Origin of the sequence: Rhodoferax sp. (assembly GCF_039922535.1) — a bacterium.
Classification (GTDB): Bacteria; Pseudomonadota; Gammaproteobacteria; order Burkholderiales; family Burkholderiaceae_C; genus Rhodoferax_B.
In genome coordinates, this window is the sequence record NZ_JBDTEM010000355.1 from 1 (window position 1) to 25,848 (window position 25,848).

Below are 25,848 nucleotides of genomic sequence, written 5' to 3' on the forward strand. Positions count from 1 at the left end.
GTGGGCATTGGCGGCATGCTGGCCAGCGTGGGCGTGATCACGGCCGAATACTCGTCGCACAAATGGCGCAGCACCTGCGTCGCTTTCCAGGCCACCGGCTACCCCATCGGGGCCACGCTGGGCGGCATGGTGGCGGCCTTGCTGTTGACGCACTACGGCTGGCGCTCGGTGTTTGTGTTTGGCGGCCTGACCACCTTGCTGATGGTGCCGGTGGTGCTGTGGTTGCTACCCGAATCGGTGGACTTTTTGCTGGCCAAGCAGCCCCAGGGCGCGCTGGGCAAGCTCAACACCTTGCTGCGCAAAATGGAGCGCCCGGTGCTGCAAAGCCTGCCGGTACGGCCCACCCGCAAGGCCGGTGCGGCGCCAGTGGGCGGCTTCAAGTCGCTGTTTTCGCCCGCCATCCTGCGCTCTACGCTGCTAATCTGGAGCGCGTTCTTTCTGCTGATGTTCAGCTTTTACTTCGCCCTGAGCTGGACCCCCAAGCTGCTGGTGGCCGCAGGCCTGTCGGCCCAGCAGGGCATTACCGGCGGCGTGCTGCTGAACCTGGGTGGCATCGTGGGCGGTACGCTGTTTGGTCTGCTGGCTTCGCGCCTGGACCTGGGCCGTTTGACTGCGGCCTGCCTGTGCACCACGGCGGTGGCGATGGCGGCGTTTGGCTACGTCACGGGCACGCTGGATCTGGCCTTTATGGCGGCGTTCGGCATCGGCGTGTTCATCTTTGGCGGCATGGCCGGTTTGTATTCGTTTGCGCCCATCATTTACCCGGCGGCGGTGCGCACCACCGGCATGGGCTGGGCGATTGGCATTGGCCGCCTGGGTGCCATCCTGGCCCCGCTGACCGCCGGTGTCTTGCTCGACCGCGGCTGGGCACCGCCCCAGCTGTACTACGTGTTTGCGATTCCGCTGCTGCTGGCCGTGGTGGCGGTATTGGCCATCCACGCAAAACCATCGACGGCAGACCGCGCACCCGGCAAACTGGCCGCAGCCCATTGATCACCCCACAAAAAGGAAACCCCACCATGTTCCCCAAAAACGCCTGGTACGTCGCCTGCACCCCCGACGAGATCACCGACAAGCCCCTGGGCCGCAAGATCTGCGGTGAATCCCTGGTGCTCTACCGTGGCCCCGAAGGCCAGGCCACGGCGCTGGAAGACTTTTGCCCGCACCGGGGCGCGCCCTTGTCGCTGGGCAAGGTCGAAAACGGCAAACTCACCTGCGGCTACCACGGGCTGGAAATGGGCTGCGACGGCAAAACCGTGTCCATGCCTGGCCAGCGCGTGCGCGGCTTCCCGGCCATTCGCGCCTATCCGGCCCTTGAACGTTACGGCTTCATCTGGGTTTGGCCCGGCGACGCAGCCCTGGCCGACGAAGCTAAGTTACACCACCTGGAGTGGGCCGAGAACCCCGCCTGGGCCTACGGCGGCGGCCTGTTCCACATCAACTGCGACTACCGCCTGATGGTCGATAACCTGATGGACCTGTCGCACGAAACCTATGTGCACGCCAGCAGCATCGGCCAAAAAGAGATCGACGAAACCCCCACCAAGACGGTGGTGAATGGCGACGAAGTCATCACCAGCCGCCACATGGAAAATATCAGCGCCCCCCCGTTCTGGCGCATGGCGCTGCGCGGCAACGGCCTGGCCGACGACGTGCCGGTGGACCGCTGGCAGATCTGCCGCTTCACCCCGCCCAGCCACGTGATGATCGAGGTCGGCGTGGCCCACGCGGGCCATGGCGGCTACGACGCCCCGGCCGAGCACAAGGCGGCCTCCATCGTGGTGGACTTCATCACGCCCGAGACCGAAACCTCGATCTGGTACTTCTGGGGCATGGCGCGCAACTTCAAGCCCGACGATGCCGAGCTGACCACCACCATCCGCGCCGGCCAGCACACCATCTTCAGTGAAGACCTGCAGATGCTGGAGCTGCAGCAGCGCAACCTGCTGGCCCACCCCGAGCGCAAGCTGCTGATGCTGAACATCGACTCCGGCGGTGTGCAGTCGCGCAAGGTGATCGAGCGGCTGCTGGCCGCCGAAGCACCGCAGGTGACGGCATGAGCGCCGCGCTGGGCCGCCCCGAGCAAGCTCGCACCGCAGTGCGCAGCACGGAGGTTCTGTCATGAACACGATCCGCGTGCGGGTGGCCCGCAAAACGGTGGAGGCTTTGGACATCTGCAGCTACGAGCTGGTGGCCGTGGATGGCGCGCCACTGCCCGCGTTCAGCGCTGGGTCGCACATCGACGTGCACATGCCCGGAGGTTTGACGCGGCCCTATTCGCTGTGCAACGACCCCACGGAAACCCAGCGCTACCGCATCGGCGTGCTGCGCGACCCGGCCTCGCGCGGCGGCTCGCAGGCCATGCACGCGGCGGTCAACGAGGGCGATGTGCTGGAGATCAGCCCGCCCAAGAACCACTTTGCCCTGTCGCAGGACGCAAGCCGCAGCCTGTTGCTGGCGGGCGGCATCGGTATCACGCCCATCCTGGCTATGGCGCAAACGCTGGCCGCCCAGGGCGCGCCGCTGGAAATGCACTACTGCAGCCGCACCGAGGAGCGCATGGCTTTTCGGGCCGAAATCGCCGCTGCCGCCTTTGCCCGCGACGTGCATTTTCACTTTGACGATGGCTCCAGCATGCAAAAGCTGTCCTTGCCCGACCTGCTGGCCGAGCCCCAGCCGGGCGTGCACCTGTATGTGTGCGGCCCCACCGGCTTTATGGACGCGGTGCTGCAAACCGCCCGCGGCAGCGGCTGGCCCGAAGACCAGTTGCACTACGAATTCTTCTCGGCCAACGTAGCCCCTTCGGCCGACGATGCCAGCTTTGAGGTCAAGCTGGCCCGCTCGGGCCGGGTGGTGCGCATCGCTGCCGACCAGACCGTTGCCAAGGCCTTGGCCCTGGCCGGGGTGGACATTCCGCTGTCGTGCGAACAGGGCGTGTGCGGCACCTGCCTGACCAAGGTGCTGGAAGGCGAGCCTGACCACAAGGACTTCTACTTGACCCCCGAGGAGCAGGCCGCCAACGACCAGTTCACCCCGTGCTGCTCTCGGTCAAAATCAGCGCTTTTAGTGCTGGATCTTTAACGCATGCCCCTATCCGCTCTGATCGACCTGCAAGACCAACCCGGCCATCTGATCCGCCGCGCCCACCAGATTGCGGTGGCCAGCTTCCACCAGCACCTGGGCCGCGAGGTCACCCCGGTGCAGTACGCGCTGATGCGCACGCTGCAAGACCAGCCCGGCATCGACCAGAGCACCTTGGCGTTGGCGGTCGCGCTGGACACCTCCACCACCGCCGACATCGCCGTGCGGCTGGAGGCCAAGGGCTGGATCACCCGGGCCGTGTTGGCCCGCGGCCAGCGCAGCCTGTCGCTGACCCCCGAGGGCGTGGCGCTGCTGGCATCGCTGGTGGATGGCATGGCGCAGATGCAAACCACGCTGCTGGGCGGGCTGGAGGCGCAGGAGCAGGCCGAACTACTGCGCCTGCTGCGTAAATTTGCCGAGCCCGATTCGCGCAAACGCCAGGCGCGGTGATACGGGTTACTGTAAAAATAATAGCTGCTTGCGCTGGTGGAGTATGCGCTGGAGGCCTAAAAGGCTTGTAAATACGGCCCGGGGCTTACCGGTACAGCCCTAGCGCGGCGATGCGGCGTTCGATCTCGGTCGCCATCTTTTTATAGCCTGGGCCGTCCACCCCGCCAAAGCGCTTCTGGAATTCGGCGGTTTGCAGGTCTTCGGGCAGGTCGCTGATCTTGGGCAGCAGGTCGCCATCGCTAAGACCCTCGGCCAGACGCTTTTGCAGACTCAGCTGGGCGGCGGCATTGCCGGTGGCGAGTTCGCCCAGGCGGGTGCCTGCGCGGTCGGCGGCCAGGTCGTTGAAAGAGAAACCGCTGCCGCCTTGTGCGTCGTCCAGTTCTTTGTACACGCCCACCATGTTGGCCAGCGGGCTGCCTGCGGTGGCGGCCAGCGCGGCAGAGATGCTGAAGTGCTGGGCGGTGTCGGTCCGGCCCGCCAGGGTGGTGGTGCGCGGCGCGGGTCGGGTCCAGTCGCGGGCGGCGGGCAGGATGGCGGCCATGCCTTTGCCGTTCACAAAGAAGGCCAGCGCGACCAGGGCGGCGCGGTGTTCGTCGGCCAGGCTGTTTTTGGCGTCACTGCGCTGGGCAGAGAGTTCCAACAAGGGTTGTACCAGCGCGCCCAGGGTCAGGTTGCGCGGCCCGGGTTGGGCGGCAATTTCGACCAGACGGCCTTGGTAGGCCTGCAGCCGGGCCTGTACTTCGGGCGGCACCAGGGCCGCCTGCAACTGGGCGGGAATGGCATCGTTCCAGACAAACTGCACGCTCAGCACGCCGTTGCGCACGCCCACGTGCTGGATGCTGTCGGCCGCCGTGTTTGCCACGGATGCGGGGCTGGCCTGCAGCCGCCACAGGCCAAAGCGCAGCAGCTGGTTGGCGATCTTGGGTGGCACGGTCAGGCGGCCTAAGGTGAGCTGTTCAAGCTGCGGTGTGCCCGGCGTTTCACGCAGCACGGCCTGGATGTTCAGGTAGTCGCCAAACGGATTCGGCGGCAAAAAGGTACTGGCGCGCAGGGTGGCGCTGCCGTCTTGTAGCAGCACCTGGGCGCGGGTCTGCGGGCGGTGGCTGGCGATGTAGGCCACGGCCAGATTCAGATCGTCCTCGCCCAGTTGCAAGGTGCGCAACGCGCCTGGCGGTGTTTTGCGCGGGTCGATGCGGGCCAGCAGGCGCTGTGCGCTGGCCATCCGGCTGGGGGTGAAGGTATTGCCTTGGGCAGGGGCCAGCAGGGGCGTGTCGTCGATGGCCAGGTACGCGGCCCAGGCCAGGGCCAATGGGATACAGAGCAGTAAAAGGACAAAAAGGGAGCCTAGCAAACGGCGGATTCGGGACCAGAAGAGGGGCATTTTTAGGGAGAGGTGTAGAAGCTCACGTCGTTGCGTCCGCTGGCTTTGGCGTGGTACATGGCCTTGTCGGCCCGGGTGAGCAACTGCTGTAAGTCGGTGCCGTCTTGTGGATAGGTGCTGATGCCAATGCTGGCGGTGACGTGCACACTGTGCCCGCACAGCAGATACACGGGTTCTACTGTATGCAGGATTTTATCGGCGATATGGTGCAGTTCTGCCGTGTCGTGGAGTTCTTCGACCACGGCGATGAATTCGTCTCCGCCCAACCGCGCCACCAGGTCGCCGCCGCGCATGCAGCGCTGGATGCGCTGGGCCACTTGCTGCAGCAACTGGTCGCCCGCTGCGTGGCCCCACTGGTCGTTGACGGCCTTGAAGTGGTCCAGGTCGATGAACAGGATGGAAAAAGGCATGTTCTTGCGTTCGCAGCGGCACAGAATGCGCCGTAGCGCGTCCATGCACATGGCGCGGTTGGGCAGGCTGGTGAGTTCGTCGTGGTAGGCCAGGTGGTGCAAAGCCTCTTCGGCCCGCTTGCGCAGTTGGATGTTGTTGAGCCCGTGAAGCAAACATTCGCGTCCTTGGAACTGGATGCGCTGGGTGGACACCAAGGCCCAAAATCGGCCGCCTTGGCTGTCTTTCATCTCCACCTCCCAGTCCTGCATGCTGTCTTTGCCTTGAAAGCGCTGGACCCACTGCGCCCGTTCGTCCGGGCGGCAGTAGAAGTCTTTGGATTGGGCATGCTGCAAGTCTTGCATGGTGGTTTTGAACTGTGCCAGTGCCCGCGCGTTGGCGTACAAAACGGTGCCGGTGTGTTCCAGCGTAATCGTCATAGGGAAGGGGGCGGCCTGTAGCAGTTTTTGCACTTGCCGCTCGCCCTCCTGCAGCGCCTGCTGCAGGGTTTCACTGTCGCGCACCAGGCGGCGCGAGAACACCAGGGCCGCAGCGGCCAGCAGGGTGGCGGATACAAACATGGTCCATAGCAAGATGCTTTTGGCCCGCCGCGAGGCTTCGCCGAGCGAGTAGGAGAACGCATCCGCCAGCGGTGCGAGTGTCAGGCTGATCTGGTGCAGCTCTTCCTGGATGTCGCTGGCCATGGGCGCGTCCAGGGTCTGGGCCTGCACTGCCGTATGCAGTCGCTCGCCCACGATCCGCAGGTGGTCGATGCTGGCGTCGGCCGTAGCCCAGAGCGTGACGGCACGGTCGATTTCAGCCATGTGCCGAAAGTTGCGGAACAGGCCGATCATGCCGTCCACATCGGCGGGGTGGTTGCGCCCTTGCAGCAAGCCCTGGCGGGATATTTGCAGATCGGGTTGGGGCTTTTCCAGCTCCAGGCGGAACTGGCGGTCGCCCAAAATAATGCCCAAGGCATTGGAGTAGGCTTCGTAATCGCGCGCGTCGCGGGTGTTGGCATAGCGTGACAGCGCGTAAATGGCATCCCGTTCGGCCTTGGACCACAGGCCCTCACCCCCCACAAAGGCCCGCGCCGCCGACAGCACGCCCATGCTGTAGTAGGCAAAGCCCAGAGTCGCCCCCACCAAGGCCAGAAACAGCCAAGCAATCAGGATCAGGCGCTGCCCGCGCCGTGTTAGCGGCTGGGAAGTTGTTTCCTGGGGCTGGGTGGGCGTCATGTTACTTACGCTTACATCAGTGCTTGTGTGCGCAGTATAAGAACATGTTAAGGCCTATAGGGGCGAAAAAAACTAGCTGCTGGCAGGGGGCTTTGTCGCCTTGGGCGTGGCTTTGACAATGTTGCAGTGCAATTTGAGTGTGGCCATGGCTTCGACCAGCCGGGTGTCGCGCTCGTCTTGCAAATCACGCTGGCTTTCCTCGACAAAGTTCTGCCATAGCGTCTGGTAGTCGGCGTGGTGTTCGTGCGGGGCGTATTCGCGGATGAAGTCGCTGGCCTGCTGCGGGTGGAAGCCGCCTTTGCGGATCTTGCGCACGATGCTGGCGGCGCTGGTCTCGGTCAGCGTAGTCTTGCGCGCCGCGCCAGTGGCGATGCACAGGAAGAGGGTGATGAGCGAGCTGTCGTCGGTGTGCCGCTGGGTCACTTTGAGCCACTGGTCGGAAATCGCCCGGTCGAGTTCGCTGATGTCGTCCACACCTTCGTCCAGCCAGAAGTAGCGGCCCATGAAGGCGAGAGACTGGATGAACAGCTTGCGCGGCTTGACGCTGGCGTCCAGAATTTTCGGCAGGTCGTGTGCCTGCATGCTTTCCAGCGTGGCCTGCAGTACGGGCTGGAACGCTGCGGGTACGCCTTTGGGTAACGCTAGCGGCACGGCTTTGCCGCCTTCGGAACGCTTGCGCAGCAGGGTGACCACGGTTTCAAACTGGGCCCAGTTGGGCATCAGGCTGCGGCCTGCGGCGGCACACAGCAAGCCGGTGCGGATGACGGCCTCGCTGTCGGTGTCAGCGGCCTGCAGCTCGCGCCGGGCCACGCCCAGCTTTTGGGCGAACCAAATGGCGGCTTCAATGCGGGTTTCAATCTCGCTGCGCTTGGCCAGTTCCAGCTGGATTTCGGGCAGGGGTTTCAGTGCCCATTTGGCCAGCACCGGTATCAGTTCGTCACGGAATTCGCCGCTGTCCTGCATGCTGAAGTGGGTGTTGTCCGGCAGGGTCAGTAGTGCCTTGAGCATGTCGGACCCGGCTTTGGAGCGCGACAGGATGGAGTGGTCGCGCAGCAGCGTGGCGGCCGCGTGCAGGTCGCCATCGCTCACATGCTCCAGGTGCAGGCTGATCAGGTTGACCATGCGCTCGCGCGCCTTTTCTAGCTCGGGCCGCAGAAATTCGGTGCCAAAGTAGCGCGCAATCTGCACCATGCCCTTGGGCGCATCGTTGCGAATCGACTCCATCTTGGCCGCGTCGATCAAGCCGTGCTGCAGGCCAAAGTGCAGCGCTTTTTCAAAGAAGGGCCGGTGGTCGTAGACGGCAATGCCGGTGTCTTGCATGGTTTAAATGGCCGATTCTTCGTCGGGGTCGATGGCGCGTTTTTGCGAGCCTTCGCCTTCGCCATGGGTTTCGCGGAACGGGGTGTGGCCGCCCTGGTGGTGGCCGTCTTCCTCTTCCTCGGCTTCCTCTTCAAAAGCCTTTACGCGGGCGCGCAGTATCACCATGACTTCGATCAGGATGTCGGGGCAGTGGGCGCGCAGCAGCCAGGTGAATTCCATCCAGTCGTGGTCGGCGATCTCGTCCTGGTCCACCTTGGCGTCGTTGTACATCTGGGGCACCAGCTCGGCCTCGGACAGCACCGTGCCGGTGTCTTCTGAGGCTTCAAAGGTGCCGGTGCGCAAGAAGCTTTCCACCCGGCCCCAGTGGTCGGCCAGGTAGTCGGCCAGCGCATCGCAGCCGCCTTCGCGTTCGCCAATGGCGCGCAGAAACTCGACCGGGTCGTTGTCTTCGCGGAAGATCACCGAGTTCATCATGCCGCGCAGGTGGGCGTGGGTCAGGTCTTTGTACTGCTTCTCGATGACCACGGCGCGCGAGAACTGCTCGGCCGTGACCAGCAGGTTGATGACCGAGTCTTTGGACGGGTCGTACTCGCGGATCACCGCCAGCAGGTCTTTGGGCGGTAACTGGTCCAGCGCCAGCACCAGGGCGTGGTCGCCTTCGTCGTCGGCCAGCTCCACCAGGGCGGCTTCGGCGCCGACGATGTCACCGGCGAGGATCAGGCTTTGGGCTTTGATGATGGCGGGGTAGTGCATAAATTAACCTTTAGGGGGTTTAGGGTCGAAGCCTTGTTCTTCCATCCAGCTGGCACCGGCGTCTTCGCGGTCGCGGGCTTCTTGCTCTTCGGGGTCGATCTCTTCCTCGTCGTCATCCTCTTCCACCGGCGCGCCCCGGTCGTCGGCGCGGGTGTACAGGTATTCCAGGCAGGCGGCGATCACCATGAACTGTTCGCCCGTCGGCTCCAGCAGCACGCGGTCGGCCATGGCCTGGGCCCACGGCGTCAGGGTGATGGTGCGGCCCAGCTTGTCCCAGTCGGGAAACTCTTCGGGCTCCAGCGCGACCAGCAGGTCCATGGCCTTGGGGCTGGGGAAGCGAAAGCCCTGGTGGAAGGCTGCGGCCAGCATTTCGGGGCTGTCGTCCATCATCACCAGCAGAAATTCGAGCTGGCTGCGCTTTTCTTTCAGGCGCTTGTCGAGCACGTTTTTGCCCTCGGAGTCGGACACCAGATCGTCCATCTCCGCATCGTAGGCGCGGGCGTGGTTGGAAAAGTAGCGGGATAGTTTCATTGCAGTGCTTGGTCTAAATAGTTATGCCAGATTTCGCGGGCGGTTTCCAGCGGGTCGTCCAGCAGACCCCGGCGGCGGTTGTCGTCGTAGGTTTTGCGGCGCTCGTCGTCGCTCAGCACCTCGTAGGCGGTTTGCACCGCGCGAAACAGCTGGGGTGCTTCGGCTGCGGTGTTACGGTCCGGATGGTACTGCGCGGCGCGCTGCCGGTAGGCTTTTTTGATGTCGGCCAGTGTCGCGGCAGCGGACAGGCCTAGCGCGGTGTAGTGGTCTTGCATGGGGGGTCTTCGCAAAAAAAGACAGCCCGACAGGCTGCTGTCGGGCTGTTCTTGGTTGGCGACGCGGCATCGTCGCGAGGTGATTTTAACTTCCCGCTCCGTATCGCCGGTTTTTAAGGAAAACTGGCCTCTGGCGCAGGTACCACCTGCGCAGGCAGCTACTTTTTAGATAGCAACATGGTTTTCACAGCGCGTGCGTCACCAGCCGGAAATCCGGGTCTTCGGCAAACGGCTTCACGCTAAAGCCCAGCCCGCGCATCAGTTTGAGCATGCCGGGGTTGCTGGCCAGTACCAGGCCTTCGATTTCGCTTAGGCCCTTTTCGCGGGCGACTTCCATGATGCTGAGCATCAGGCGTGTGCCCAGGCCTTGGCCGCTGTAGGCATCGGCCACCACCAGCGAGAACTCGCAGCTGGTGCTGTCGGGGTTAGTGATATAGCGCGATACGCCCAGGATGCGCTCGGTCTCAAGGATGCTGCCGTCGTCGGTAACGGTCCGCTCCTTGAACACGGCCACCAAGGCCATTTCGCGGTCGTAGTCCATCAGGGTGAAGCGTGACAGCATGCTGGGCGGCAGCTCGGACAGCATCGATACGTAGCGGAAGTAGCGGCTTTCGGCCGATAGGCCGCGCACCAGGTCTTGCAGCATCTGGGCATCGTCCGGGCGGATGGGGCGCACGGCGTACTGGCCGCCACCGCGCAGCGGCCACACATGCTCAAAATGGGCGGGGTAGGGCAGGATGGCCAGGTGCTGGTAGCTTTGGCCGCGCCCGCTGTGGCCCACGGGAGCACTGTCGATGACGATGCGTGCATCCACCGACACCGCACCCGAGGCATCGACGATGACCGGGTTGATGTCCATCTCGCGAAGCTGGGGCAGGGCGCAGACCATTTCTGACACACGCATCAGCACCTGCTCCAGCGCGTGCATATCCACCGCGCTGGCGCCGCGCCATTCGCCCAGGGTTTCGGCCACGCGGGAGCGCTCGATCAGGCTGCGAGCCAGAAACTGGTTCAGCGGCGGCAGCTCCATGGCGCGGTCGTTCAGCAGCTCGATCATGGTGCCGCCCGCGCCGAAGGCGATCACCGGGCCGAACGGATCGTCGGTGACCAGGCCGATGTAGATTTCGCGGCCGCGTTTGTGGCGGGCCATGTTTTGCACCGTGACACCGTGGATACGGGCCTGCGGCATTTGCCGGGCGACCAGGGCCACCATGTCGTTGTAGGTGTCGCGCACGCCCACCGCGTTGGCGATGTTCAGCGCCACGCCGTCCACGTCGGATTTGTGGCTGATGTCGGGCGAGTCGATCTTCAGCGCCACCGGGTAGCCGAGCTGGGTGGCGATCATCATGGCTTCATTGGCGCTGCGGGCCAGCACGGTTTTTGTGACCGGGATATGGAAGGCGGCCAGCAGGGCCTTGGATTCCATCTCGGTCAGCACCTTGCGTCGCTCGGCCAGCACGCTCTCGATCAGCAGGCGTGCGCCTTCGATGTCGGGCTTGGCCAGGGCCGACAGGGGCGGCGGGGTTTGCTGCAGCAGGCGCTGGTTTTGGTAGAACGCAGCAATGTTGCCAAACGCGCCCACCGCCGCTTCGGGCGTGCGAAAGGTGGGGATGGCGGCCGCGTTGAGCAGCGCGCGTGCATCACCCACCGAGGCATCGCCCATCCAGCAGGTCAGCAGCGGCTTGGTGGAGCGAGGCATGAAGTCGGCCAGCGCCGTGGCAATGGCGGCAGCATCGCAACCGCCCTTGGGCGAGTGGATCACCAGCAGGCCGTCTACCTGCGGGTCGGCGCTGGCGGCCTGCACCGCAGCCAGATAGTGGGCGGGCGTGGCATCTTCGGACAGGTCCACCAGATCGGTCAGCGTGGCCAGCGGCGGCAGCTGGGGCCGCAGGGCGGCGACGGTGGCGGGGCTGAGCGTGCCCAGTTGCAGGTCGATCTCGCTGATCCAATCGGCCGCCAGTACGCCGGGGCCGCCGCCGTTGGTCACGATGGCCAGCCGCTTGCCCACGGCCCGGTAACGCGATGCCAGACATTTGGCGGCAGAAAACAGCTGCACGAAGGAATGCACCCGCACCGCACCGGCCCGGCGCAGGGCGGCATCGAATACGTCGTCGCTGCCCACGATGGTGCCCGAATGGGTTTGCGCTGCCTTGTTGCCTCCGGCCTTGTGCCCGGCTTTCAGCACCACCACGGGTTTGGCGTTGGCCGCTGCGCGCAGGGCGCTCATGAAGCGGCGCGCGTCCGAGATGCCCTCCATGTAGACCACGATGCTGTGGGTATGTGCGTCGTTGGCCAGAAAGTCCAGCACCTGGGCCAAATCTACTGCCGTGTTCGGTCCTAGCGACACCACGGTCGAAAAGCCCACTGCGTTTTGCTGCGCCCAGTCCAGGATCGATGCGGTCAACGCGCCCGACTGCGACACCAGCGCCAAATGCCCTTGGGCGGCCAATGGACCCGCCACGCTGGCGTTCAACCCCCGGCGCGGGCTTTGGAAGCCCAGGCAGTTGGGCCCCAGCAAATGCATGCCGTGGCGCTTGGCCACCCTTTGAAGTTCGGCCGCCAGCGTGGCGTTGATGCCACTGGATACCACCAGGGCCGAGCGGCATTTGATGCGTCCGGCCACCTCCAGCGCGGCGGCCACGTCTTCCGGGGGTAGGGCGATGATGGCCAGGTCGGCCCGAGTTTGCGCCAGATCGGCCAGCGTGCCCGTGGTGTGGATATCCAGGAAGCTGAGCGTGCCGCTGAACTGTTGGGCCTTGAGCGCCGCCAGCAGCGCCTGGGCCTGGGGCGTGCCGGGTGCGTCTACCTTAGCGGCCGCACCGGCAAACACCACGATGGAGTCGGGGGAAAAAAGAGAAGTCAGGTAGTGTTTGTCCATAGGTCATCTTAGAACAAGCCCTTGCCTACGGCGTTGTTGCATCGCTCTGGGCGGTGTTTACGGCCCAGGCCTTCAGGTGGTCGATGAACCATCGGCCCGCAGGCCCTGGGGGCGTAGCCGCCGTATGAACGGCCGACATGGCCAGCGGATAGCCACTGCGCGGCATGCCGTCAACATCCAGCACGACCAAGCTGCCTGCTGAGATATCCCGCGCCACCATATGCAGCGGCATGCTGCCCCAGCCCAGGCCATCCTTCAAAAAAGCGTACTTGGTGGAAAGGTCTGCCAGCCGCCAGGTGGAGGGGGATAAAACGCCGTAGTCCCGGCCCGCCATCAGCTCGGACCGGTCGGTGAGCACCAGTTGCACATGCTGCGCCAACAGATTCTTGGGAATCTGCTGCTGCACACGGGCCAAAGGATGATTTGGTGCTGCCACCATGACCAGCGTTACTTCGCCCAGGCGCTCGGCCACCAGGGAGGGAAATGCCACTGGCAGGGCCGCCAAAATCCCCAGGCTGCAACGCCCGTCCAGCACCGGTTGGTAGCCCGCGCCCAGGCCCTCCACAAACAACCGCAGCGGTGTCAGGGGAAACCGGCTGGCAAATGCCTTGGCGGCTTCGGCGATGACGGCGGTGGGAAAGAACACATCGACCACCACCGACAGCTCGGCCTCCAAGCCCGAAGCCATGAGCTTGGCACGGGCCTTAAGCGTGTCCACGCCCGACACGATGTTGCGGGCATCGGCGAGCAACAGCACGCCTTCTGCGGTGAGCTTGGGGAAACGGCCGGTGCGGTCGAAAAGCGTGACACCAATCTGCCCCTCCAGGCTGCCCACCCAGCCGCTCACCGCCGATTGCACGCGGTTGAGCTTTCGGGCAGCAGCCGAAAAGCTACCTTCATCGACCGCCGCAATGAAGGTTCTGAGTTGATCGAGTGAAACGCCATCCAGCATAAGTACGCCATTCATCCCAAAAACAGATGGATTGCATCTCAATATACCGTCTTTTCAGAATGCATGAAAAACCGCACCATTCACACACCTACCAACCTTGAAGGATTTTTCCATGCGTTCCACCCTTATCGCGGCAGCTCTGGCTGCCACTGCTTTTGTAGCCTCCGCCCACGCGGAGGTCGCAAGCTACAGCATCGACCCCAGCCACACTTTTGTGACCTTCGAGGTCAGCCACTTTGGCACGTCCACCAACCGCGGCCGTTTCGACAAGAAAGAAGGCAGCATCCAGCTCGACAAGGTCGCCAAGACCGGCACGGTCGCGTTGACCCTCGAAACTGGCTCCATCAACACGGGCACAGCGGCTTTCGACAAGCATTTGCAGAGTGACAACTTTTTCAACTCCGCCGTCTTTCCCGCGGCAAAGTTCGTCGCAAACAGCGTCAGCTTCAACCACGACAAGGTTAGTGAAGTGGCTGGCCAGCTCACCTTGCTGGGCCAAACCCACCCCGTCGTACTCAAAGCCAGCAACTTCAATTGCTACACCAACCCCATGCTGAAGCGCGAAGTCTGTGGCGGTGATTTCGAGACCACCCTCCAGCGCAGCCAATGGGGCATGGGCTGGGGTATCAACCTGGGTATCCCCGACACGGTAAAGCTTGCCGTGCAGGTTGAAGCCGTCAAACAGTAATCCACCCGCAACCCATCCCTCCTCAATCCCTGCTAACCATTTATTCAAGGAAATCACCATGACCTATTCCATCATCGGCTCCGGCAACGTCGGCACAGCCCTGGCCCGCCAATTCGCTCGCAATGGCATTCCCGTCGGCATCGCCAACACCCGTGGCTCCGAATCTCTGGCTGCACTGGCCGCGGAACTAGGCGGCCACGTCACCGCCATGGCGCTGCAAGACGCATTGCAGGCGGACACCATCCTGCTGGCTATTCCTTTCCTCGCCCACACGGCTATAGGTGCTACGGCACCGGATTGGACCGGTAAAACCATCGTGGACGCGATGAACACCTACGGTGTGCCGCCCGAAGCGCTCGCAGGCAAAGCCTCCAGCGATGTCGTGGCAGCTGCCTTCCCAGGTGCCAACGTGGTCAAGACGCTTAACCAGTTGCCTGCGAAGCTGTTGGCCATGGATCCTAGCGAAAACGGTGGCCGCCGCGCCATGTTTGTGGCGGGCAACGACGAGTCCGCTAGCGCGGCGATCGTGCAACTCGTGGGTAGCCTGGGATTCGCGCCCATCCTGCTCGGCAAGGTCACCGAAGTCGGTGCCTTGCTGGAAAGAGGCGGGCCTCTGGTGTTGCAAAACCTCGTCAAGCTGAACCCCTGAGCTCCGCCCGCGGCCTGGCCGGGCAGCACGGCTGTCACGGCACCCTGGGTGGGGCCGTGGTTGTCCGTCCGTTTCTTTCACCCGCATCACCTATGACTTCTTCCATCCTCAAGATCGACCCGCTCGGTGGCGCGTGGGAGACCATCGACCCGTTTCTTGTCTGCGTCCACCATATCGACGGCTATCCGCAAGGCAATGCCCAATGGGGGCCCGACGCGTCGTTGGCCGGGCACACATTGGGCCGGGATCTGGTGGGCTCCGACGGCTGGCGCATGTACTTTGGGCGCACGGTACCGGGGTTTCCGGCACATCCGCACCGGGGTTTTGAAACCATCACCATTCTTCGACATGGCGTGGTGGACCATTCGGACTCGATGGGTGCCAGCGCCCGATTCGGTGCAGGGGATGTGCAATGGCTGACCGCAGGCCGCGGCATCGTGCATGCCGAGATGTTTCCGCTGCTGAACCGCGATGGACCCAACCCGCTGGAGCTGTTTCAAATTTGGCTCAACCTGCCTGCGCGCAGCAAGATGGTGGAGCCGAACTTCAAGATGTTTTGGGCTGAAGAGATGCCGGTCTACCGGACAAGCGACGGGGCCGGCTGCACCGAGGTCTTGTGTATTGTGGGCAAGCCCTGCGAAGCAGACAGCCGCGCACCGCCTGCGCCTCCGCCGGATTCCTGGGCAGCAGACCCGTCTGCCGACGTGGCCCTTTGGAGTATCACCTTGTCCCCTGGAGCGAAGTGGACGCTGCCGCCCGCTTCCGGGCGCGCCACCCGTAGGCAGCTGATCTTCTTCAAGGGGGCCGTATTGACCATCGGTGGCCAGGCCGTTCGCCAGCCATCGGCGATAGAAGTCCGCTGCACTGGCCCCGTGGAGCTGGCCAATGGCCCGGAGCCCAGCGAGATTTTGATGCTCCAGGGGCGGCCCATTGCCGAGCCTGTGGTTAAGGATGGCCCCTTTGTCATGAACTCGGCCGACGAAATACGACAAGCCTTTACCGACTACCGACAGACCCAGTTTGGCGATTGGGCCTGGCCCAGCCATGCCCCGGTACATGGACCCGGTAGACAGCGATTCGTGTCGCGCTGAGCCTGTGTGGCCCTGAAACGGTCAGCGCTGGCTTTACCCCTCTGCCACCTGCAGCACCAGCTTGCCGAAGTTCTCGCCCGCAAATAGCTTCAGCAGTGTCTCGGGGAAAGTATCCAGGCCGACCACCACGTCTTCTTTGCTGAGCATGCGGCCGTCTTTCAGATAACCGGCCAGCTCGGCCACGGCCAGGGGATAGCGGTCTGCGTAGTCAAACACCACCATGCCCTGCATACGGGCGCGGTTGACCAGCAGGCTGAGGTAGTTTTTGGGGCCCTGGATGGGTGTCGTGTTGTTGTACTGGCTGATCGCGCCGCAGATCACGATACGGGCTTCGCGGGCCAGTTGGGCCAACACTTGGTCCAGAATGTCGCCGCCCACGTTGTCAAAGTACACGTCCACCCCGCCCAGGCAGTGCTCTTTGAGGCCATTGCGCACCGCATCGGGCCCGGCTTTGTAGTCAATACAGGCGTCGAAACCCAGCGTCTCCACCACCCAGTCGCACTTGGCTGGGCCGCCCGCAATACCCACCACGTGGCAGCCCTTGAGCTTGGCCAACTGGCCCACGGTCTGGCCCACCGCACCGGCCGCTCCCGACACCACTACGTTTTCGCCCGGCTTTGGCTGGCCGATGTCGAGCAGGCCAAAGTACCCTGTCATGCCGGGCATGCCCAACACGTTGAGCCATTGCGTCAGGCTGCCCAGGGCCAGGTCGATTTTGAACAGGCCGTTGCGGCGCAATTGCTCCTGGGGCACCAGCGTGTATTCCTGCACGCCTAGCGAGCCCGACACGTGGTCACCCACCGCAAACAGCGGGTTTTGGGATTCCACCACCACGCCCACGCCACCCGCGCGCATTACTTCGCCAATGCCCACGGGCGGAATGTAACTTTTGCCCTCGTTCATCCAGCCGCGCATGGCCGGGTCCAGCGACAGGCTGAGCACCTTCACCAGCACCCCGCCCGCTGCGGGCGGCTGCACCGGCTCGGTGGTGGTGCTCCAGTTGGCACGGGTGGGTAGGCCTTTGGGCCGGCTGGCGAGGCGGATCTGGTGGTTGGTGGTCATGGTGTCTCGGCTTCCAAATTTGTAAAAAGTGATGGTAACCACTACATGTTCCTTGACGCTTCGCAACCGTGACAGGCGGGCGACTGGTATATCCTTTAGCTATGAGAACGTGAACACGTTCTGAACCAACCGAAGGAGTCTCTATGAAAGCTATTTGGAACGGCGCTGTGATCGCCGAGAGCGACGATATCGCGGTGGTTGAAGGCAACCACTATTTCCCGTTGAGTTCGCTGAACCGCGAATATGTGGGTTTCAGCAACCACAAAACCACCTGCGCGTGGAAGGGCCAGGCCAGCTACTACTCGCTGATGGTCAACGGTGAGATGAACACCGACGCAGCCTGGTACTACGCCAACCCCAAGATGGGTGCCGAAGAAGTGGCCGACCGCGTGGCTTTTTGGAAAGGCGTGAAGATCGAAGCATGAGCGCTGTGTTGCTTTCTCCCCCCATCACGCCGCCTGCCCAGGCGGTGGACGCGCTGCGCCAACAGGCCTACGCAGCGCTCAGCCCCGAAGGCGTGGCCGCACTGGCAGGCTGCACGCTGGCCGATTTGAACGGCTTGGTCCCCAGCTGGAACGACCTGCAGCCCGACGAATATCTGAAAGACGGCGGCCGTTACCGCCGCCGTCGCCATTCCTGCTTTGTGCTGCAAGGCGACACGCTGCAGCAGGTGCCGCACCGTCCGCACTGGCAACCGGTGGAATACAACGCCTTGCACGGCGGCATGGAGCGCTGGTTTGCTCCCATGCTGTCCGACACCGTGGCCCAGCCCGCGTGGGCCCAACTGCTGTTGGCGTTGGGGCAGATCTGCACCACGCTCAAAGGCAGCGGCCAGGCCCCCTGGTACGTGGAAGCGCACCAGTTCCGCATCGACACCACCGACGGCATTGGCCGCCCCACGCCCGAAGGCGCGCACCGTGACGGCGTGGACTTTGTGGCCGTGCTGCTGGTCGGGCGCGAGGGTATCAAGGGCGGCGAAACCCGGGTTTTTGAAGCCGATGGCCCGCACGGCCAGCGCTTCACCATGACCGCGCCCTGGACGCTACTGCTACTGGACGATGCCCGCGTGGTACACGAGTCCACCCCCATCCAGCCCACGACCGAGGGAGGGCACCGAGATACGCTGGTGCTGACTTTTCGATCGGCAAAGTTTCAGAGCAGTTGATGTAAGAGGAGCCCACTGAAGAGCCGCCGATTTTTATAACTAGGAGACAAAAATGGAACTACTCAACCACGACCTGGCCCACGATTTCCCCCAACTCATTGGCAAGATACGCAGCCTGAAACTCAGCAGCTCGCGCTTTCTGCACCTTTTCAACGACTACGACACCATCAACCACGCCATCATCAAGATCGAGCAAGACGGTGGCGCGATTGGCGATGTGGCGATGGAAGACATGAAGAAGAAGCGGCTGAAGATCAAGGACGACATTTACCAGATGCTGATTGCAGGGTGAAGCCCGGCATTCAGTGATAGTCGTCTTCTCTTTGGTGTCGCACCGCAGCGACTACCACGGTTGCACTGTCGGTAATTTCAAACAGGGCCACGTAGCCCGTACTGCCGTAAGAGATCACCAATTCCCGTAGAAACGGGTTTTGGGCAGCTTTGCGGCAGGTCCAGGGGGTATGGCGCAAGGTGGCGATGCCGTGGGTGATGGCGGCTAGGGCCTGTTCTGCCACGCTTAATTCCCCTCCACGCTCCAGTTCTCTTGCCAATACAAAGTCAAAAAGGCGCAGCAAGTCTTCTTCGGCTTGCCGCGTCAGCTTGACCTCGTAGCTCATGCCTGGCTGGTTTGGACTTGCTTTTTCGCTGCTGCCAGGCGCTGCTGCAGTTTGGCGACCACGGTGTCGGCATCCACGTACTCCCCGTGGCGTTTGGCATCGTCCAGCGATGCCAGCCCACGCGCCACAAAGGCGGATTGGTGGCTGCGCTGGGCAACGGCCAAACGCACGGAGTTTTCGACGAATTCCGTGAGCGTTTCATCCTCTGCCAAGAGCGATTCCACGACTGCACGGAACTCGGGCGCCACACGGATGGAGGGGAGGGTAGCGGTTTTCATGGTCAAATTGTAGTGCGTTTGCGATGCAAATGCGCTTATTCCATCGCCGTCCATTTCTGGTCACTGGCCGCAGACTCCAGCACTTTCTCAATAAACCGTACACCGCGCGCGCCGTCTTCCACGGTGGGGTAGTCGGCATCTATGGCGTCGGCCACGCCACCGGCCAGCCGGGCACGGATATCGGCGGCCACACCCAGGTAGATGTTGGCGAAGGCCTCGATGAAGCCCTCGGGGTGGCCGGCTGGTAAGCGCGAGGCGCGGGTGGCCGCCTCGCACAGGCCGGGGCCGCCACGGGTCAAGGTGCGGGGTGTCTCGCCCAGCGGGGTGTGGGTCAACCGGTTGGGGTTTTCTTGGCTCCAGTCCAGCGTGCCGCTGCTGCCGAACACGCGCAGGCGCAGGTCGTTTTCGCTGCCGATGCAGATTTGCGATGCCAGCAATGCTGCCCGCACGCCGCCCTTTAGCCGCAGCAGGATTTGCGCATCGTCGTCCAGCGTGCGGCCCGCACCGGTGGCGGCCAGGTCGGCACAAATGGCTTCTACCTCCAACCCGGTCACGGTGGCCATCAAATTTTCAGCATGCGAGCCGATGTCGCCCATGGCTCCGGCCAGACCGCTCAGCGCCGGGTCCATGCGCCAGGCGGCTTGTTTGTTGCCGGTGGCTTCCACGGCGGTGGCCAGCCAGCCTTGGTGGTATTCGACGATGACTTTGCGGATGCTGCCGATCACGCCGCTGCGCACCATGTCGCGCATCTGCCGCACCAGCGGGTAGCCGGTGTAGTTGTGCGTGACGCCAAACACCGTGCCCTGGCGTTTTACGGCGTCTACCAGTGCCTGCGCTTGCGTGCTGGTGTGCACCAGCGGCTTGTCGCAGACCACATGGAAACCGGCTTCCACAAAAGCCTGGGCTACCGGGAAGTGCAGGTGGTTGGGGGTGACGATAGAGACAAAGTCGATGCGCTCGTGCGCCGGGCGCTTCAGCTCATCGGCCAGCAAGTCTTGCCAGCTGCCATGGTTGCGGTCATCGGGCAAAAACAGGTCGCGACCCGAGGCGCGGGCTTTGTCGGGATTGGCGGACAGGGCCGCGGCCACCAGTTCGATCTGGCCGTCCAGCGCGGCGGCTTTGCGGTGCACTGCGCCGATGAAGGCATCGCGGCCACCGCCGACCATGGCGTAGCGGAGTTTGCGGTTGGAAGTCATGGTTACTATTGTTTTTATAGCTGCTGGCGCAGGTGCTGCCTGCGCCAGAGCCGTATTTTTCTTAAATTTTAGAAAGGCGAGTCGGGGAAGTAGAACTGCTTGGCGTTCTCTTTGGTGATCAGCACCGAAGGGATGATGTAGGTCGGTGGCAGCTTCTCGCCCTTCAGCCGCGCCTCGGCGGTCAGCTTGATCGCGTCGTAGATGAACTTGGGCGAGTACGACACGTTGGCCTGGATGCGCGGGTCTTTGCCGTCCATCAGGGTCTTGATCATGCCTTTGGCACCCGCGCCGCCGAAGACGATCTTGATGTCGGTACGCTTGGCCTGGTCGATGGCCTTGAGCACGCCCACGGCCATGTCGTCATCGGCAGCCCACACCGCGTCGATGTGCGGGAAGCGGGTCAGGTAATCCTGCATCACCTTGAACGCGTCGTCGCGGTTCCAGTTGGCGTATTTCGCATCCAGCAGATGGATGTCCGGGCTGCCTTTGATGGCGGCGTTGAAGGCGTCCATGCGCTCGTTGTCCAGCGTGGTGGCGATGCCGCGCATGGCGACGATGTTGCCCTTGCCGCCCAGGGCTTTGACCAGGTATTCGCCGGGGATTTTGCCAAAGGCGGTGTTGTCGCCTGCGATGTAGGCATCTTGCGCGCTGGTGTCGGTCAGGCCGCGGTCCACTACGGTGACGTACACGCCCTTGCTTTTCACCTGCGCCACGGGCTTGGTCAGCGATGCCGATTCAAACGGAAAGATCACCAGCGCGTTGATCTTGTTCACCGTCTGCAAGTCTTGCAGTTGGTTGGCTTGCTCGGGCGCGCCAGCAGCGGTTTTGACGATGACCTGCAGGCCGGGGTGGGCTTTTTCCAAGTCCTTCTTGGCCTGGTTGGCCCAGAACACGATGCCGCCGGTGAAGCCGTGGGTGGCGGCGGGGATAGCCACGCCGAGCACCACTTTTTCCTGGGCAAAAGAAGGTGCGGTGGCCAACGCGGCCAGGGCCACGGCGGTCAGGGCGAGTCTACGGGTCAGTTTTTGCATGGTTTTGTCTCCTACAGGTGGATAAGAAGTAGCGGGTGCTACCGGGTTGAAAAGCTATCTATCGCGTTATCTTTTAGAGCGCTGCATGAATGCCACGCTGATGATCACGAAGCCTTGCACCGCAGCGTTCAAATACACGCTGATGATGCTGGTCAGGTTCAGGATGTTGCTGATGACGGACAGCAAAATGGCACCTACCACCGTGCCGGTGATGCTGCCCGCGCCGCCTTTGAGCGCGGTGCCGCCCACGATCACTGCGGCAATCGCTTCCAGCTCCCACAGCAGGCCGGTGGTGGGCGAGGCCGAGCCCAGGCGCGGCACGTAGAGCAGGGTGGCGATGCCCACGCACACGCCCAGCAGCACGTAGGTCAAAATTTTGATGCGGTCCACGTCCACCGCGGCGTAGCGGGCCACCTGCTCGTTGGAGCCAATGGCCTGCACGTAGCGGCCAAAGGCGGTGCGGTTCAAGATCACACCGCCCAGCAGCGCCACCACCAGAAACACCCATACCGGGATGGGCACGCCCAGCAGGCTGGCGTAGTAGACGGGGCTATAGACATCGCTCAGGTCGTTGTCCAGCGTGATCGCGCCGCCGTTGGCAAAGTAGGTCAGGTAGGCGCGGAAGATGCCCAGCGTACCTAGCGTGACGATGAAGGGCTCGATGCGCCCCTTGGTGATCAGCAGGCCGTGCGCCAGGCCAAACAGCGCCCCCAGCACCAGCGCCAGCGCCATGCCTAAGGCGACCACCATCACCGGCGAGGCCAGCATGGGCCCCAAGGTGTTCATGCACATGATCACGCTGCCCGCAATCAACGCCGCCATCGACCCTACCGACAAATCAATGCCACCAGAGACGATCACAAAGCACATGCCCACCGCGATGATGCCGATGAAGGCGGTGCGGGTCAGCACGTTCATGGCGTTGTCTAGCGTGGCGAAATTGCTGTTCAGCAGCGTGCCCGCGATGAGCAGTAACACCAGGCCGATGACGGGCCCCATGCCGTGCAGGCGGCCCATCCAGTGGGTGGCGGTGCGCGGGGATTTAATTTGTTCCGGTGGCATGGGCTATCAGCTCCTGTTCGGTTAACTGGTGTTCTTCAAGTACGGTTTGCAATTTGCCGCCGCGCATCACCGCCACGCGGTGGCACAGCCCGATCAGCTCCATCAGCTCGCTGGAGATCACGACGACCGCCAGCCCCTCGCGGGCCAGCCGCTGGACCAAAAAGTAGATGTCGCGCTTGGCCCCCACGTCCACGCCGCGCGTGGGTTCGTCCAGCACCACCACCTTCGGCTTCGGGTGCAGCACTTTGGCTAGGGCCAGCTTTTGCTGGTTGCCACCCGACAGGCTGGAGGCCTTGCTCTGCAGGTCGCCGGTGCGGATGCCGTAGTCTTCCACGGCCGTCTTCAACGCAGTGGCCTCCAATTGCGGGTCCAGAAACGGATGGGTGTAGCGCTCCAGCGCCATCAGGGTCAGGTTTTCACGCAAGCCAAAGTGCACATGCAGGCCTTTGCCTTTGCGGTCTTCGCTCAGATACGTCAGGCCTTTTTGGGCGGCATCGCGGGGGCTTTTGAGGTCGGTCACCTGGCCTTGCAGCTCGATGCGCCCCGCCGTGCGCGGGCGCAGGCCCAGCAGACCTTCAAACAGCTCGGTGCGGCCTGCGCCCACCAGCCCGGCAAAACCCAGGATCTCGCCGGGGCGGACCTCGAAACTGACATCCGTGGCCCAGCCGGGTACCGTTAGGCCGGTGACTTTGAGCATAGACGCAGCGGCGGGCGCGTGCGGCGCTTTGGGCGGGTACAGGTCGGTTAGCTCGCGGCCCACCATCAGGCTGGCCATTTGCTGTCGAGTCAGGTTTTGGGTATCTTCGCGGGCTACAAAGCGGCCGTCGCGCATCACCACCACTTCGTCGGTCACCTGTTCCACCTCGTCGAGCTTGTGCGAGATGTAGACCAGGGTTACGCCGTCGGCCTTGAGTTGCGCCATCAGCGCAAACAGGCGCTTGGTTTCGCCGGGGGTCAGGGTGGCGGTGGGCTCGTCCATGATCAGCAGACGGGCCTTGCGTAAGAGCGCGCGGGCGATTTCAACCAACTGCTTTTCGGCCACGATCAGGTGTTTCACGCGGGTGTTTACGTCGGCCTGCAGGCCCACCTGGGCGATGGCCTTGGCGGCCTCGGCCTGCATCGTGGTGTCGTCCAGCAGCCATCCCTTTTTCTTCTCGTGGCCCAGGAACAGGTTTTGCGCAATCGTCAGGTCTTCGGCCAGGCTGAACTCCTGGTGGATCAGCACAATGCCTTGTTCCTCGGCCTGGCGCGAGGTGCTGAACTGCTGGGGCTGGCCGTTGATGCGCAGCGTGCCGCCGGTAGCCACTTCGAACCCGGCCAGAATCTTCATCAGCGTGGACTTGCCCGCGCCGTTTTCGCCCAGCAGGCCCACCGTGCGGCCCGCGTGCAGGGCAAAGCTGACCCCGTGCAGCACGCGCACCGGGCCAAATTCTTTCACCACGTTGTCAAATTCCACGTTCACGCTCATCGCGGGTTTCCTTTGCTTTTCAGCGTCTCTTGCATTGCCAGCACGCCCGCGCCTACCAGCCCGGCCTGCTCGGCCAGCGGGGTGTACTGGATCTCCAGGTGCCGGGTGGACAAGGCCAGCGAGCGCTGGTAGATGCTTTGCCGCACCGAGGCCAGAAACAGCGGCCCGATGCGGGTGATGCCGCCGCCGATGAACACGTGCGAGGGGTTGAAGAAGTTCACCACCGAAGCCAGCATCTGCCCGATCAAATTGCCGGTGTGCTGGATGATGCGGTTCGCCGCCGCATCGCCATGGCGGCTGGCGTTGCCCACGTCTTCGGGGGTGATGGTTCCTGTATCGGCTAGGCAGGCGGCCAGCAAGGCGCTGTCGCCGCTGGCTGCGGCCTCCAGCGCCATGCGGGTGATGGCCGGGCCGGCGGCCATGGCTTCCACGCAGCCCAGGTTGCCGCAGTGGCAACGCGGCCCGGCGGCATCCACGCAGATGTGGCCCACGTCGCCCGCCGAGCCGTTGGCACCCCGGTACACCTCGCCGTGGCAGACGATGCCGCAGCCAATGCCGGTGCCCACCTTGATGACCAGAAAGTTCTGCAAACTGCGCTGCAGCCGCCACAGCTCGCCCAGCGCCATGATGTTGACATCGTTGTCTACAAACACCGGGGCGGCGTAGTCTTCACGCAGTGCGTCGCGGATCGAAAAGCGGTCCCACTGCGGCATCAGCGGCGGGTTGACCAACTGGCCGCTGGCAAAGTCCACCGGGCCGGGTACGCCCAGGCCGATGCCCAGCACCTGCTGCGCCGTGGCCCCGCAGGTGCTGAGTAACTGGCGTATCAGCACCCGCACCCGGGCCATCACCACGCCAGGGCCTGCGCGCACGTCGGCGGCTTCCGAAATGCGGGCCAGCACGGTCAAATCGGGGCGCAGGATGGCGATGTCCAGGCTGGTGGCCCCCAGGTCGGCGGCCACCAGCACGCCCAGACGGGGGCTGATTTGCACGGTTTCTGGGCGGCGGCCACCGCTGGAGGCTTTTAGGCCGGTCTCTTCCAGCAGGCCCACGTCGAGCAGGGCGGCGACCAGGCTGTTGGTTTTGCTTTTAGAGAAGTCCAGCCGCTCGGCCAGGGCCAGGCGCGACGCACCGGCTGACCAGAAAATGCTCTGCAGCAGGGTGGTTTCATCGACGGACAAAGTCGTCCCAGGTGCCAATGCTTGTCTCCTTTTTGTATCCAACCGTCGATGCTTCGCGGTCGGTAGCGGATGGTAAGTCGGGCACTTCTGCCAGACAAGTCTTATCTTCGACCAAATTCAGGCCGAATGGATGGACATGCAATTGTCATATTTTTGACATATGCCGAAGCTAAGGTCGGCGTATTTGCATTTGGAGAAGCCCTTGAACGCCAACGACGACATGGTGCAGCGCATGCACCGCGACATGATCGACAGCTACGACGAAGAGCTGGAGCTGGAAATGGACGACCGCATGCTGACGGGCATGGAGTCTGACGGTGAACCCACCACCGAGGACCAAAAAGAAGCCCGCCGCCAGTACTTCCGCGAGCTGTTTCGCCTGCAGGCCGAGCTGGTCAAGCTGCAAGACTGGGTGGTCGCCACCGGCCACAAGGTGGTGATTTTGTTTGAAGGCCGCGACGCCGCAGGCAAGGGCGGTGTCATCAAGCGCATCACCCAGCGCCTGAACCCGCGCGTCTGCCGCGTGGCCGCGCTGCCAGCGCCCAACGACCGCGAACGCACACAGTGGTACTTCCAGCGCTACGTGTCGCACCTGCCGGCTGCAGGCGAGATCGTGCTGTTTGACCGCAGCTGGTACAACCGCGCCGGGGTCGAGCGGGTGATGGGCTTTTGCACCGACGACCAGTACGAGGAGTTCTTCCGTACCGTGCCCGAGTTCGAGCGCATGCTGGTGCGCAGCGGCATCCAGCTGGTGAAATACTGGTTTTCCATCTCCGACCAGGAGCAGCACCTGCGCTTTCTGGGCCGCATCCACGACCCGTTGAAGCAGTGGAAACTCAGCCCCATGGACCTGGAGTCGCGCCGCCGCTGGGAGGAATACACCAAGGCCAAAGAGGTGATGCTGGAGCGCACCCACATCCCCGAAGCCCCGTGGTGGGTGGTGCAGGCCGTGGACAAAAAGAAAGCCCGTCTGAACTGCATCCACCACCTGCTGGAGCAAATGCCCTACCAAGAGGTGGCGCACCCCGCCATCCACCTGCCCGAGCGCGAGCGCCACGACGACTACATCCGCCAGGCCGTGCCCAACGAGATCGTGGTACCGGAAGTCTATTGA

27 protein-coding genes are annotated in these 25,848 nt (G+C 63.4%); 11 read left to right on the forward strand and 16 right to left on the reverse strand.

Annotated features, from left to right (window positions below):
• The 4 genes from ABI213_RS16795 to ABI213_RS16810 all read left to right on the forward strand — a co-directional run.
• A partial coding sequence (locus ABI213_RS16795; protein ID WP_348027941.1) for an MFS transporter occupies window positions 1-993 on the forward strand: 993 nt, incomplete at its 5' end.
• A 26-nt stretch (window positions 994-1,019) separates the two neighbouring features.
• Window positions 1,020-2,060 (forward strand): aromatic ring-hydroxylating dioxygenase subunit alpha, encoded by a 1,041-nt coding sequence (locus ABI213_RS16800; RefSeq protein ID WP_348027943.1) that lies wholly within the window; start codon window positions 1,020-1,022, stop codon window positions 2,058-2,060.
• Window positions 2,061-2,121: 61 nt separating this feature from the next.
• Window positions 2,122-3,081 carry a PDR/VanB family oxidoreductase gene (locus tag ABI213_RS16805; RefSeq protein WP_348027945.1) on the forward strand — a complete coding sequence of 320 codons (960 nt, stop codon included), beginning with the start codon at window positions 2,122-2,124 and terminating at the stop codon, window positions 3,079-3,081.
• A gap of 3 nt (window positions 3,082-3,084) precedes the next feature.
• Window positions 3,085-3,531 carry a MarR family transcriptional regulator gene (locus ABI213_RS16810; protein WP_348005967.1) on the forward strand — a complete coding sequence of 149 codons (447 nt, stop codon included), beginning with the start codon at window positions 3,085-3,087 and terminating at the stop codon, window positions 3,529-3,531.
• 85 nt (window positions 3,532-3,616) lie between these two features.
• Here ABI213_RS16810 and ABI213_RS16815 read toward each other — a convergent pair whose 3' ends face one another.
• From ABI213_RS16815 to ABI213_RS16850, 8 genes are all read right to left on the reverse strand, one after another.
• Window positions 3,617-4,840 carry a hypothetical protein gene (locus tag ABI213_RS16815; RefSeq protein ID WP_348027947.1) on the reverse strand — a complete coding sequence of 408 codons (1,224 nt, stop codon included), beginning with the start codon at window positions 4,838-4,840 and terminating at the stop codon, window positions 3,617-3,619.
• A gap of 74 nt (window positions 4,841-4,914) precedes the next feature.
• Entirely contained in the window at window positions 4,915-6,537 is a 1,623-nt protein-coding gene (locus tag ABI213_RS16820) for a sensor domain-containing diguanylate cyclase (RefSeq protein ID WP_348027949.1), read from the reverse strand.
• A gap of 72 nt (window positions 6,538-6,609) precedes the next feature.
• Complete coding sequence (locus ABI213_RS16825) at window positions 6,610-7,857, reverse strand: hypothetical protein (protein WP_348005970.1); 1,248 nt, start codon at window positions 7,855-7,857, stop codon at window positions 6,610-6,612.
• Between the two features lie 3 nt (window positions 7,858-7,860).
• The gene (locus ABI213_RS16830) at window positions 7,861-8,610 is read right to left on the reverse strand and encodes a hypothetical protein (protein WP_348005971.1); all 750 of its coding nucleotides are present in this window, start codon (window positions 8,608-8,610) and stop codon (window positions 7,861-7,863) included.
• Window positions 8,611-8,613: 3 nt separating this feature from the next.
• Complete coding sequence (locus ABI213_RS16835) at window positions 8,614-9,141, reverse strand: hypothetical protein (protein ID WP_348005972.1); 528 nt, start codon at window positions 9,139-9,141, stop codon at window positions 8,614-8,616.
• Window positions 9,138-9,416, reverse strand: coding sequence for a DnaJ domain-containing protein (locus ABI213_RS16840; RefSeq protein ID WP_348005973.1), 279 nt, complete (start codon window positions 9,414-9,416; stop codon window positions 9,138-9,140). Before ABI213_RS16840 ends, ABI213_RS16835 begins: the two co-directional genes overlap by 4 nt.
• Window positions 9,417-9,600: 184 nt before the next feature.
• The gene (locus ABI213_RS16845) at window positions 9,601-12,294 is read right to left on the reverse strand and encodes a bifunctional acetate--CoA ligase family protein/GNAT family N-acetyltransferase (RefSeq protein ID WP_348027951.1); all 2,694 of its coding nucleotides are present in this window, start codon (window positions 12,292-12,294) and stop codon (window positions 9,601-9,603) included.
• Window positions 12,295-12,319: 25 nt separating this feature from the next.
• The gene (locus ABI213_RS16850) at window positions 12,320-13,261 is read right to left on the reverse strand and encodes a LysR family transcriptional regulator (RefSeq protein ID WP_348004897.1); all 942 of its coding nucleotides are present in this window, start codon (window positions 13,259-13,261) and stop codon (window positions 12,320-12,322) included.
• 97 nt (window positions 13,262-13,358) lie between these two features.
• Here ABI213_RS16850 and ABI213_RS16855 point away from each other — a divergent pair, with 97 nt between their 5' ends.
• From ABI213_RS16855 to ABI213_RS16865, 3 genes are all read left to right on the forward strand, one after another.
• Complete coding sequence (locus tag ABI213_RS16855) at window positions 13,359-13,934, forward strand: YceI family protein (RefSeq protein ID WP_348004896.1); 576 nt, start codon at window positions 13,359-13,361, stop codon at window positions 13,932-13,934.
• Between the two features lie 58 nt (window positions 13,935-13,992).
• Window positions 13,993-14,583, forward strand: coding sequence for an NAD(P)-binding domain-containing protein (locus tag ABI213_RS16860; protein WP_348004895.1), 591 nt, complete (start codon window positions 13,993-13,995; stop codon window positions 14,581-14,583).
• Between the two features lie 92 nt (window positions 14,584-14,675).
• Window positions 14,676-15,674, forward strand: coding sequence for a pirin family protein (locus tag ABI213_RS16865; protein WP_348004894.1), 999 nt, complete (start codon window positions 14,676-14,678; stop codon window positions 15,672-15,674).
• Window positions 15,675-15,707: 33 nt separating this feature from the next.
• Here ABI213_RS16865 and ABI213_RS16870 read toward each other — a convergent pair whose 3' ends face one another.
• Window positions 15,708-16,736, reverse strand: coding sequence for an NADP-dependent oxidoreductase (locus ABI213_RS16870; RefSeq protein WP_348004893.1), 1,029 nt, complete (start codon window positions 16,734-16,736; stop codon window positions 15,708-15,710).
• Between the two features lie 143 nt (window positions 16,737-16,879).
• Between ABI213_RS16870 and ABI213_RS16875 the strand changes: the two genes are divergently transcribed.
• From ABI213_RS16875 to ABI213_RS16885, 3 genes are read left to right on the forward strand one after another with little or no spacing between them, the layout of a single operon-like run.
• On the forward strand, window positions 16,880-17,161 hold the full coding sequence (locus tag ABI213_RS16875; protein ID WP_348027952.1) for a DUF427 domain-containing protein: 282 nt from the start codon (window positions 16,880-16,882) through the stop codon (window positions 17,159-17,161).
• Window positions 17,158-17,901 (forward strand): 2OG-Fe dioxygenase family protein, encoded by a 744-nt coding sequence (locus tag ABI213_RS16880; RefSeq protein WP_348004891.1) that lies wholly within the window; start codon window positions 17,158-17,160, stop codon window positions 17,899-17,901. The genes ABI213_RS16875 and ABI213_RS16880 overlap by 4 nt, the downstream gene beginning before the upstream one ends.
• Before the next feature lie 52 nt (window positions 17,902-17,953).
• The gene (locus ABI213_RS16885) at window positions 17,954-18,193 is read left to right on the forward strand and encodes a YdcH family protein (RefSeq protein WP_348004890.1); all 240 of its coding nucleotides are present in this window, start codon (window positions 17,954-17,956) and stop codon (window positions 18,191-18,193) included.
• A 10-nt stretch (window positions 18,194-18,203) separates the two neighbouring features.
• Here the strand turns inward: ABI213_RS16885 and ABI213_RS16890 are convergent, their stop codons facing one another.
• From ABI213_RS16890 to ABI213_RS16920, 7 genes are all read right to left on the reverse strand, one after another.
• Window positions 18,204-18,518: a type II toxin-antitoxin system RelE/ParE family toxin gene (locus ABI213_RS16890; protein WP_348004889.1), complete on the reverse strand. Its 315-nt coding sequence runs from the start codon at window positions 18,516-18,518 to the stop codon at window positions 18,204-18,206.
• Window positions 18,515-18,796: a YlcI/YnfO family protein gene (locus ABI213_RS16895; RefSeq protein WP_348004888.1), complete on the reverse strand. Its 282-nt coding sequence runs from the start codon at window positions 18,794-18,796 to the stop codon at window positions 18,515-18,517. Before ABI213_RS16895 ends, ABI213_RS16890 begins: the two co-directional genes overlap by 4 nt.
• A gap of 35 nt (window positions 18,797-18,831) precedes the next feature.
• The gene (locus ABI213_RS16900; RefSeq protein WP_348027953.1) at window positions 18,832-19,992 is read right to left on the reverse strand and encodes a Gfo/Idh/MocA family oxidoreductase; all 1,161 of its coding nucleotides are present in this window, start codon (window positions 19,990-19,992) and stop codon (window positions 18,832-18,834) included.
• Window positions 19,993-20,060: 68 nt separating this feature from the next.
• On the reverse strand, window positions 20,061-21,023 hold the full coding sequence (locus tag ABI213_RS16905; RefSeq protein WP_348005323.1) for a substrate-binding domain-containing protein: 963 nt from the start codon (window positions 21,021-21,023) through the stop codon (window positions 20,061-20,063).
• A 66-nt stretch (window positions 21,024-21,089) separates the two neighbouring features.
• Complete coding sequence (locus ABI213_RS16910; protein ID WP_348005322.1) at window positions 21,090-22,085, reverse strand: ABC transporter permease; 996 nt, start codon at window positions 22,083-22,085, stop codon at window positions 21,090-21,092.
• Window positions 22,066-23,553 carry a sugar ABC transporter ATP-binding protein gene (locus ABI213_RS16915; protein ID WP_348005321.1) on the reverse strand — a complete coding sequence of 496 codons (1,488 nt, stop codon included), beginning with the start codon at window positions 23,551-23,553 and terminating at the stop codon, window positions 22,066-22,068. Before ABI213_RS16915 ends, ABI213_RS16910 begins: the two co-directional genes overlap by 20 nt.
• A complete protein-coding gene (locus ABI213_RS16920) occupies window positions 23,550-24,734 on the reverse strand; it encodes an ROK family protein (protein ID WP_348005320.1) in 1,185 nt (394 codons plus the stop codon). Before ABI213_RS16920 ends, ABI213_RS16915 begins: the two co-directional genes overlap by 4 nt.
• 202 nt (window positions 24,735-24,936) lie before the next feature.
• Here ABI213_RS16920 and ppk2 point away from each other — a divergent pair, with 202 nt between their 5' ends.
• Window positions 24,937-25,848, forward strand: a complete 912-nt coding sequence (gene ppk2 / locus ABI213_RS16925; protein ID WP_348005319.1) for a polyphosphate kinase 2 — start codon at window positions 24,937-24,939, stop codon at window positions 25,846-25,848.

What these genes read in the sequence shown, in the direction of transcription:
- ABI213_RS16800 (WP_348027943.1), top strand. Translation starts at nt 1,020, where the DNA reads ATGTTCCCCAAAAACGCCTGGTACGTCGCCTGCACCCCCGACGAGATC.
- ABI213_RS16805 (WP_348027945.1), top strand. Translation starts at nt 2,122, where the DNA reads ATGAACACGATCCGCGTGCGGGTGGCCCGCAAAACGGTGGAGGCTTTG.
- ABI213_RS16810 (WP_348005967.1), top strand. Translation starts at nt 3,085, where the DNA reads ATGCCCCTATCCGCTCTGATCGACCTGCAAGACCAACCCGGCCATCTG.
- ABI213_RS16820 (WP_348027949.1), bottom strand. Translation starts at nt 6,537, where the DNA reads ATGACGCCCACCCAGCCCCAGGAAACAACTTCCCAGCCGCTAACACGG.
- ABI213_RS16825 (WP_348005970.1), bottom strand. Translation starts at nt 7,857, where the DNA reads ATGCAAGACACCGGCATTGCCGTCTACGACCACCGGCCCTTCTTTGAA.
- ABI213_RS16830 (WP_348005971.1), bottom strand. Translation starts at nt 8,610, where the DNA reads ATGCACTACCCCGCCATCATCAAAGCCCAAAGCCTGATCCTCGCCGGT.
- ABI213_RS16835 (WP_348005972.1), bottom strand. Translation starts at nt 9,141, where the DNA reads ATGAAACTATCCCGCTACTTTTCCAACCACGCCCGCGCCTACGATGCG.
- ABI213_RS16840 (WP_348005973.1), bottom strand. Translation starts at nt 9,416, where the DNA reads ATGCAAGACCACTACACCGCGCTAGGCCTGTCCGCTGCCGCGACACTG.
- ABI213_RS16845 (WP_348027951.1), bottom strand. Translation starts at nt 12,294, where the DNA reads ATGGACAAACACTACCTGACTTCTCTTTTTTCCCCCGACTCCATCGTG.
- ABI213_RS16850 (WP_348004897.1), bottom strand. Translation starts at nt 13,261, where the DNA reads ATGAATGGCGTACTTATGCTGGATGGCGTTTCACTCGATCAACTCAGA.
- ABI213_RS16855 (WP_348004896.1), top strand. Translation starts at nt 13,359, where the DNA reads ATGCGTTCCACCCTTATCGCGGCAGCTCTGGCTGCCACTGCTTTTGTA.
- ABI213_RS16860 (WP_348004895.1), top strand. Translation starts at nt 13,993, where the DNA reads ATGACCTATTCCATCATCGGCTCCGGCAACGTCGGCACAGCCCTGGCC.
- ABI213_RS16865 (WP_348004894.1), top strand. Translation starts at nt 14,676, where the DNA reads ATGACTTCTTCCATCCTCAAGATCGACCCGCTCGGTGGCGCGTGGGAG.
- ABI213_RS16870 (WP_348004893.1), bottom strand. Translation starts at nt 16,736, where the DNA reads ATGACCACCAACCACCAGATCCGCCTCGCCAGCCGGCCCAAAGGCCTA.
- ABI213_RS16875 (WP_348027952.1), top strand. Translation starts at nt 16,880, where the DNA reads ATGAAAGCTATTTGGAACGGCGCTGTGATCGCCGAGAGCGACGATATC.
- ABI213_RS16880 (WP_348004891.1), top strand. Translation starts at nt 17,158, where the DNA reads ATGAGCGCTGTGTTGCTTTCTCCCCCCATCACGCCGCCTGCCCAGGCG.
- ABI213_RS16885 (WP_348004890.1), top strand. Translation starts at nt 17,954, where the DNA reads ATGGAACTACTCAACCACGACCTGGCCCACGATTTCCCCCAACTCATT.
- ABI213_RS16890 (WP_348004889.1), bottom strand. Translation starts at nt 18,518, where the DNA reads ATGAGCTACGAGGTCAAGCTGACGCGGCAAGCCGAAGAAGACTTGCTG.
- ABI213_RS16895 (WP_348004888.1), bottom strand. Translation starts at nt 18,796, where the DNA reads ATGAAAACCGCTACCCTCCCCTCCATCCGTGTGGCGCCCGAGTTCCGT.
- ABI213_RS16900 (WP_348027953.1), bottom strand. Translation starts at nt 19,992, where the DNA reads ATGACTTCCAACCGCAAACTCCGCTACGCCATGGTCGGCGGTGGCCGC.
- ABI213_RS16905 (WP_348005323.1), bottom strand. Translation starts at nt 21,023, where the DNA reads ATGCAAAAACTGACCCGTAGACTCGCCCTGACCGCCGTGGCCCTGGCC.
- ABI213_RS16910 (WP_348005322.1), bottom strand. Translation starts at nt 22,085, where the DNA reads ATGCCACCGGAACAAATTAAATCCCCGCGCACCGCCACCCACTGGATG.
- ABI213_RS16915 (WP_348005321.1), bottom strand. Translation starts at nt 23,553, where the DNA reads ATGAGCGTGAACGTGGAATTTGACAACGTGGTGAAAGAATTTGGCCCG.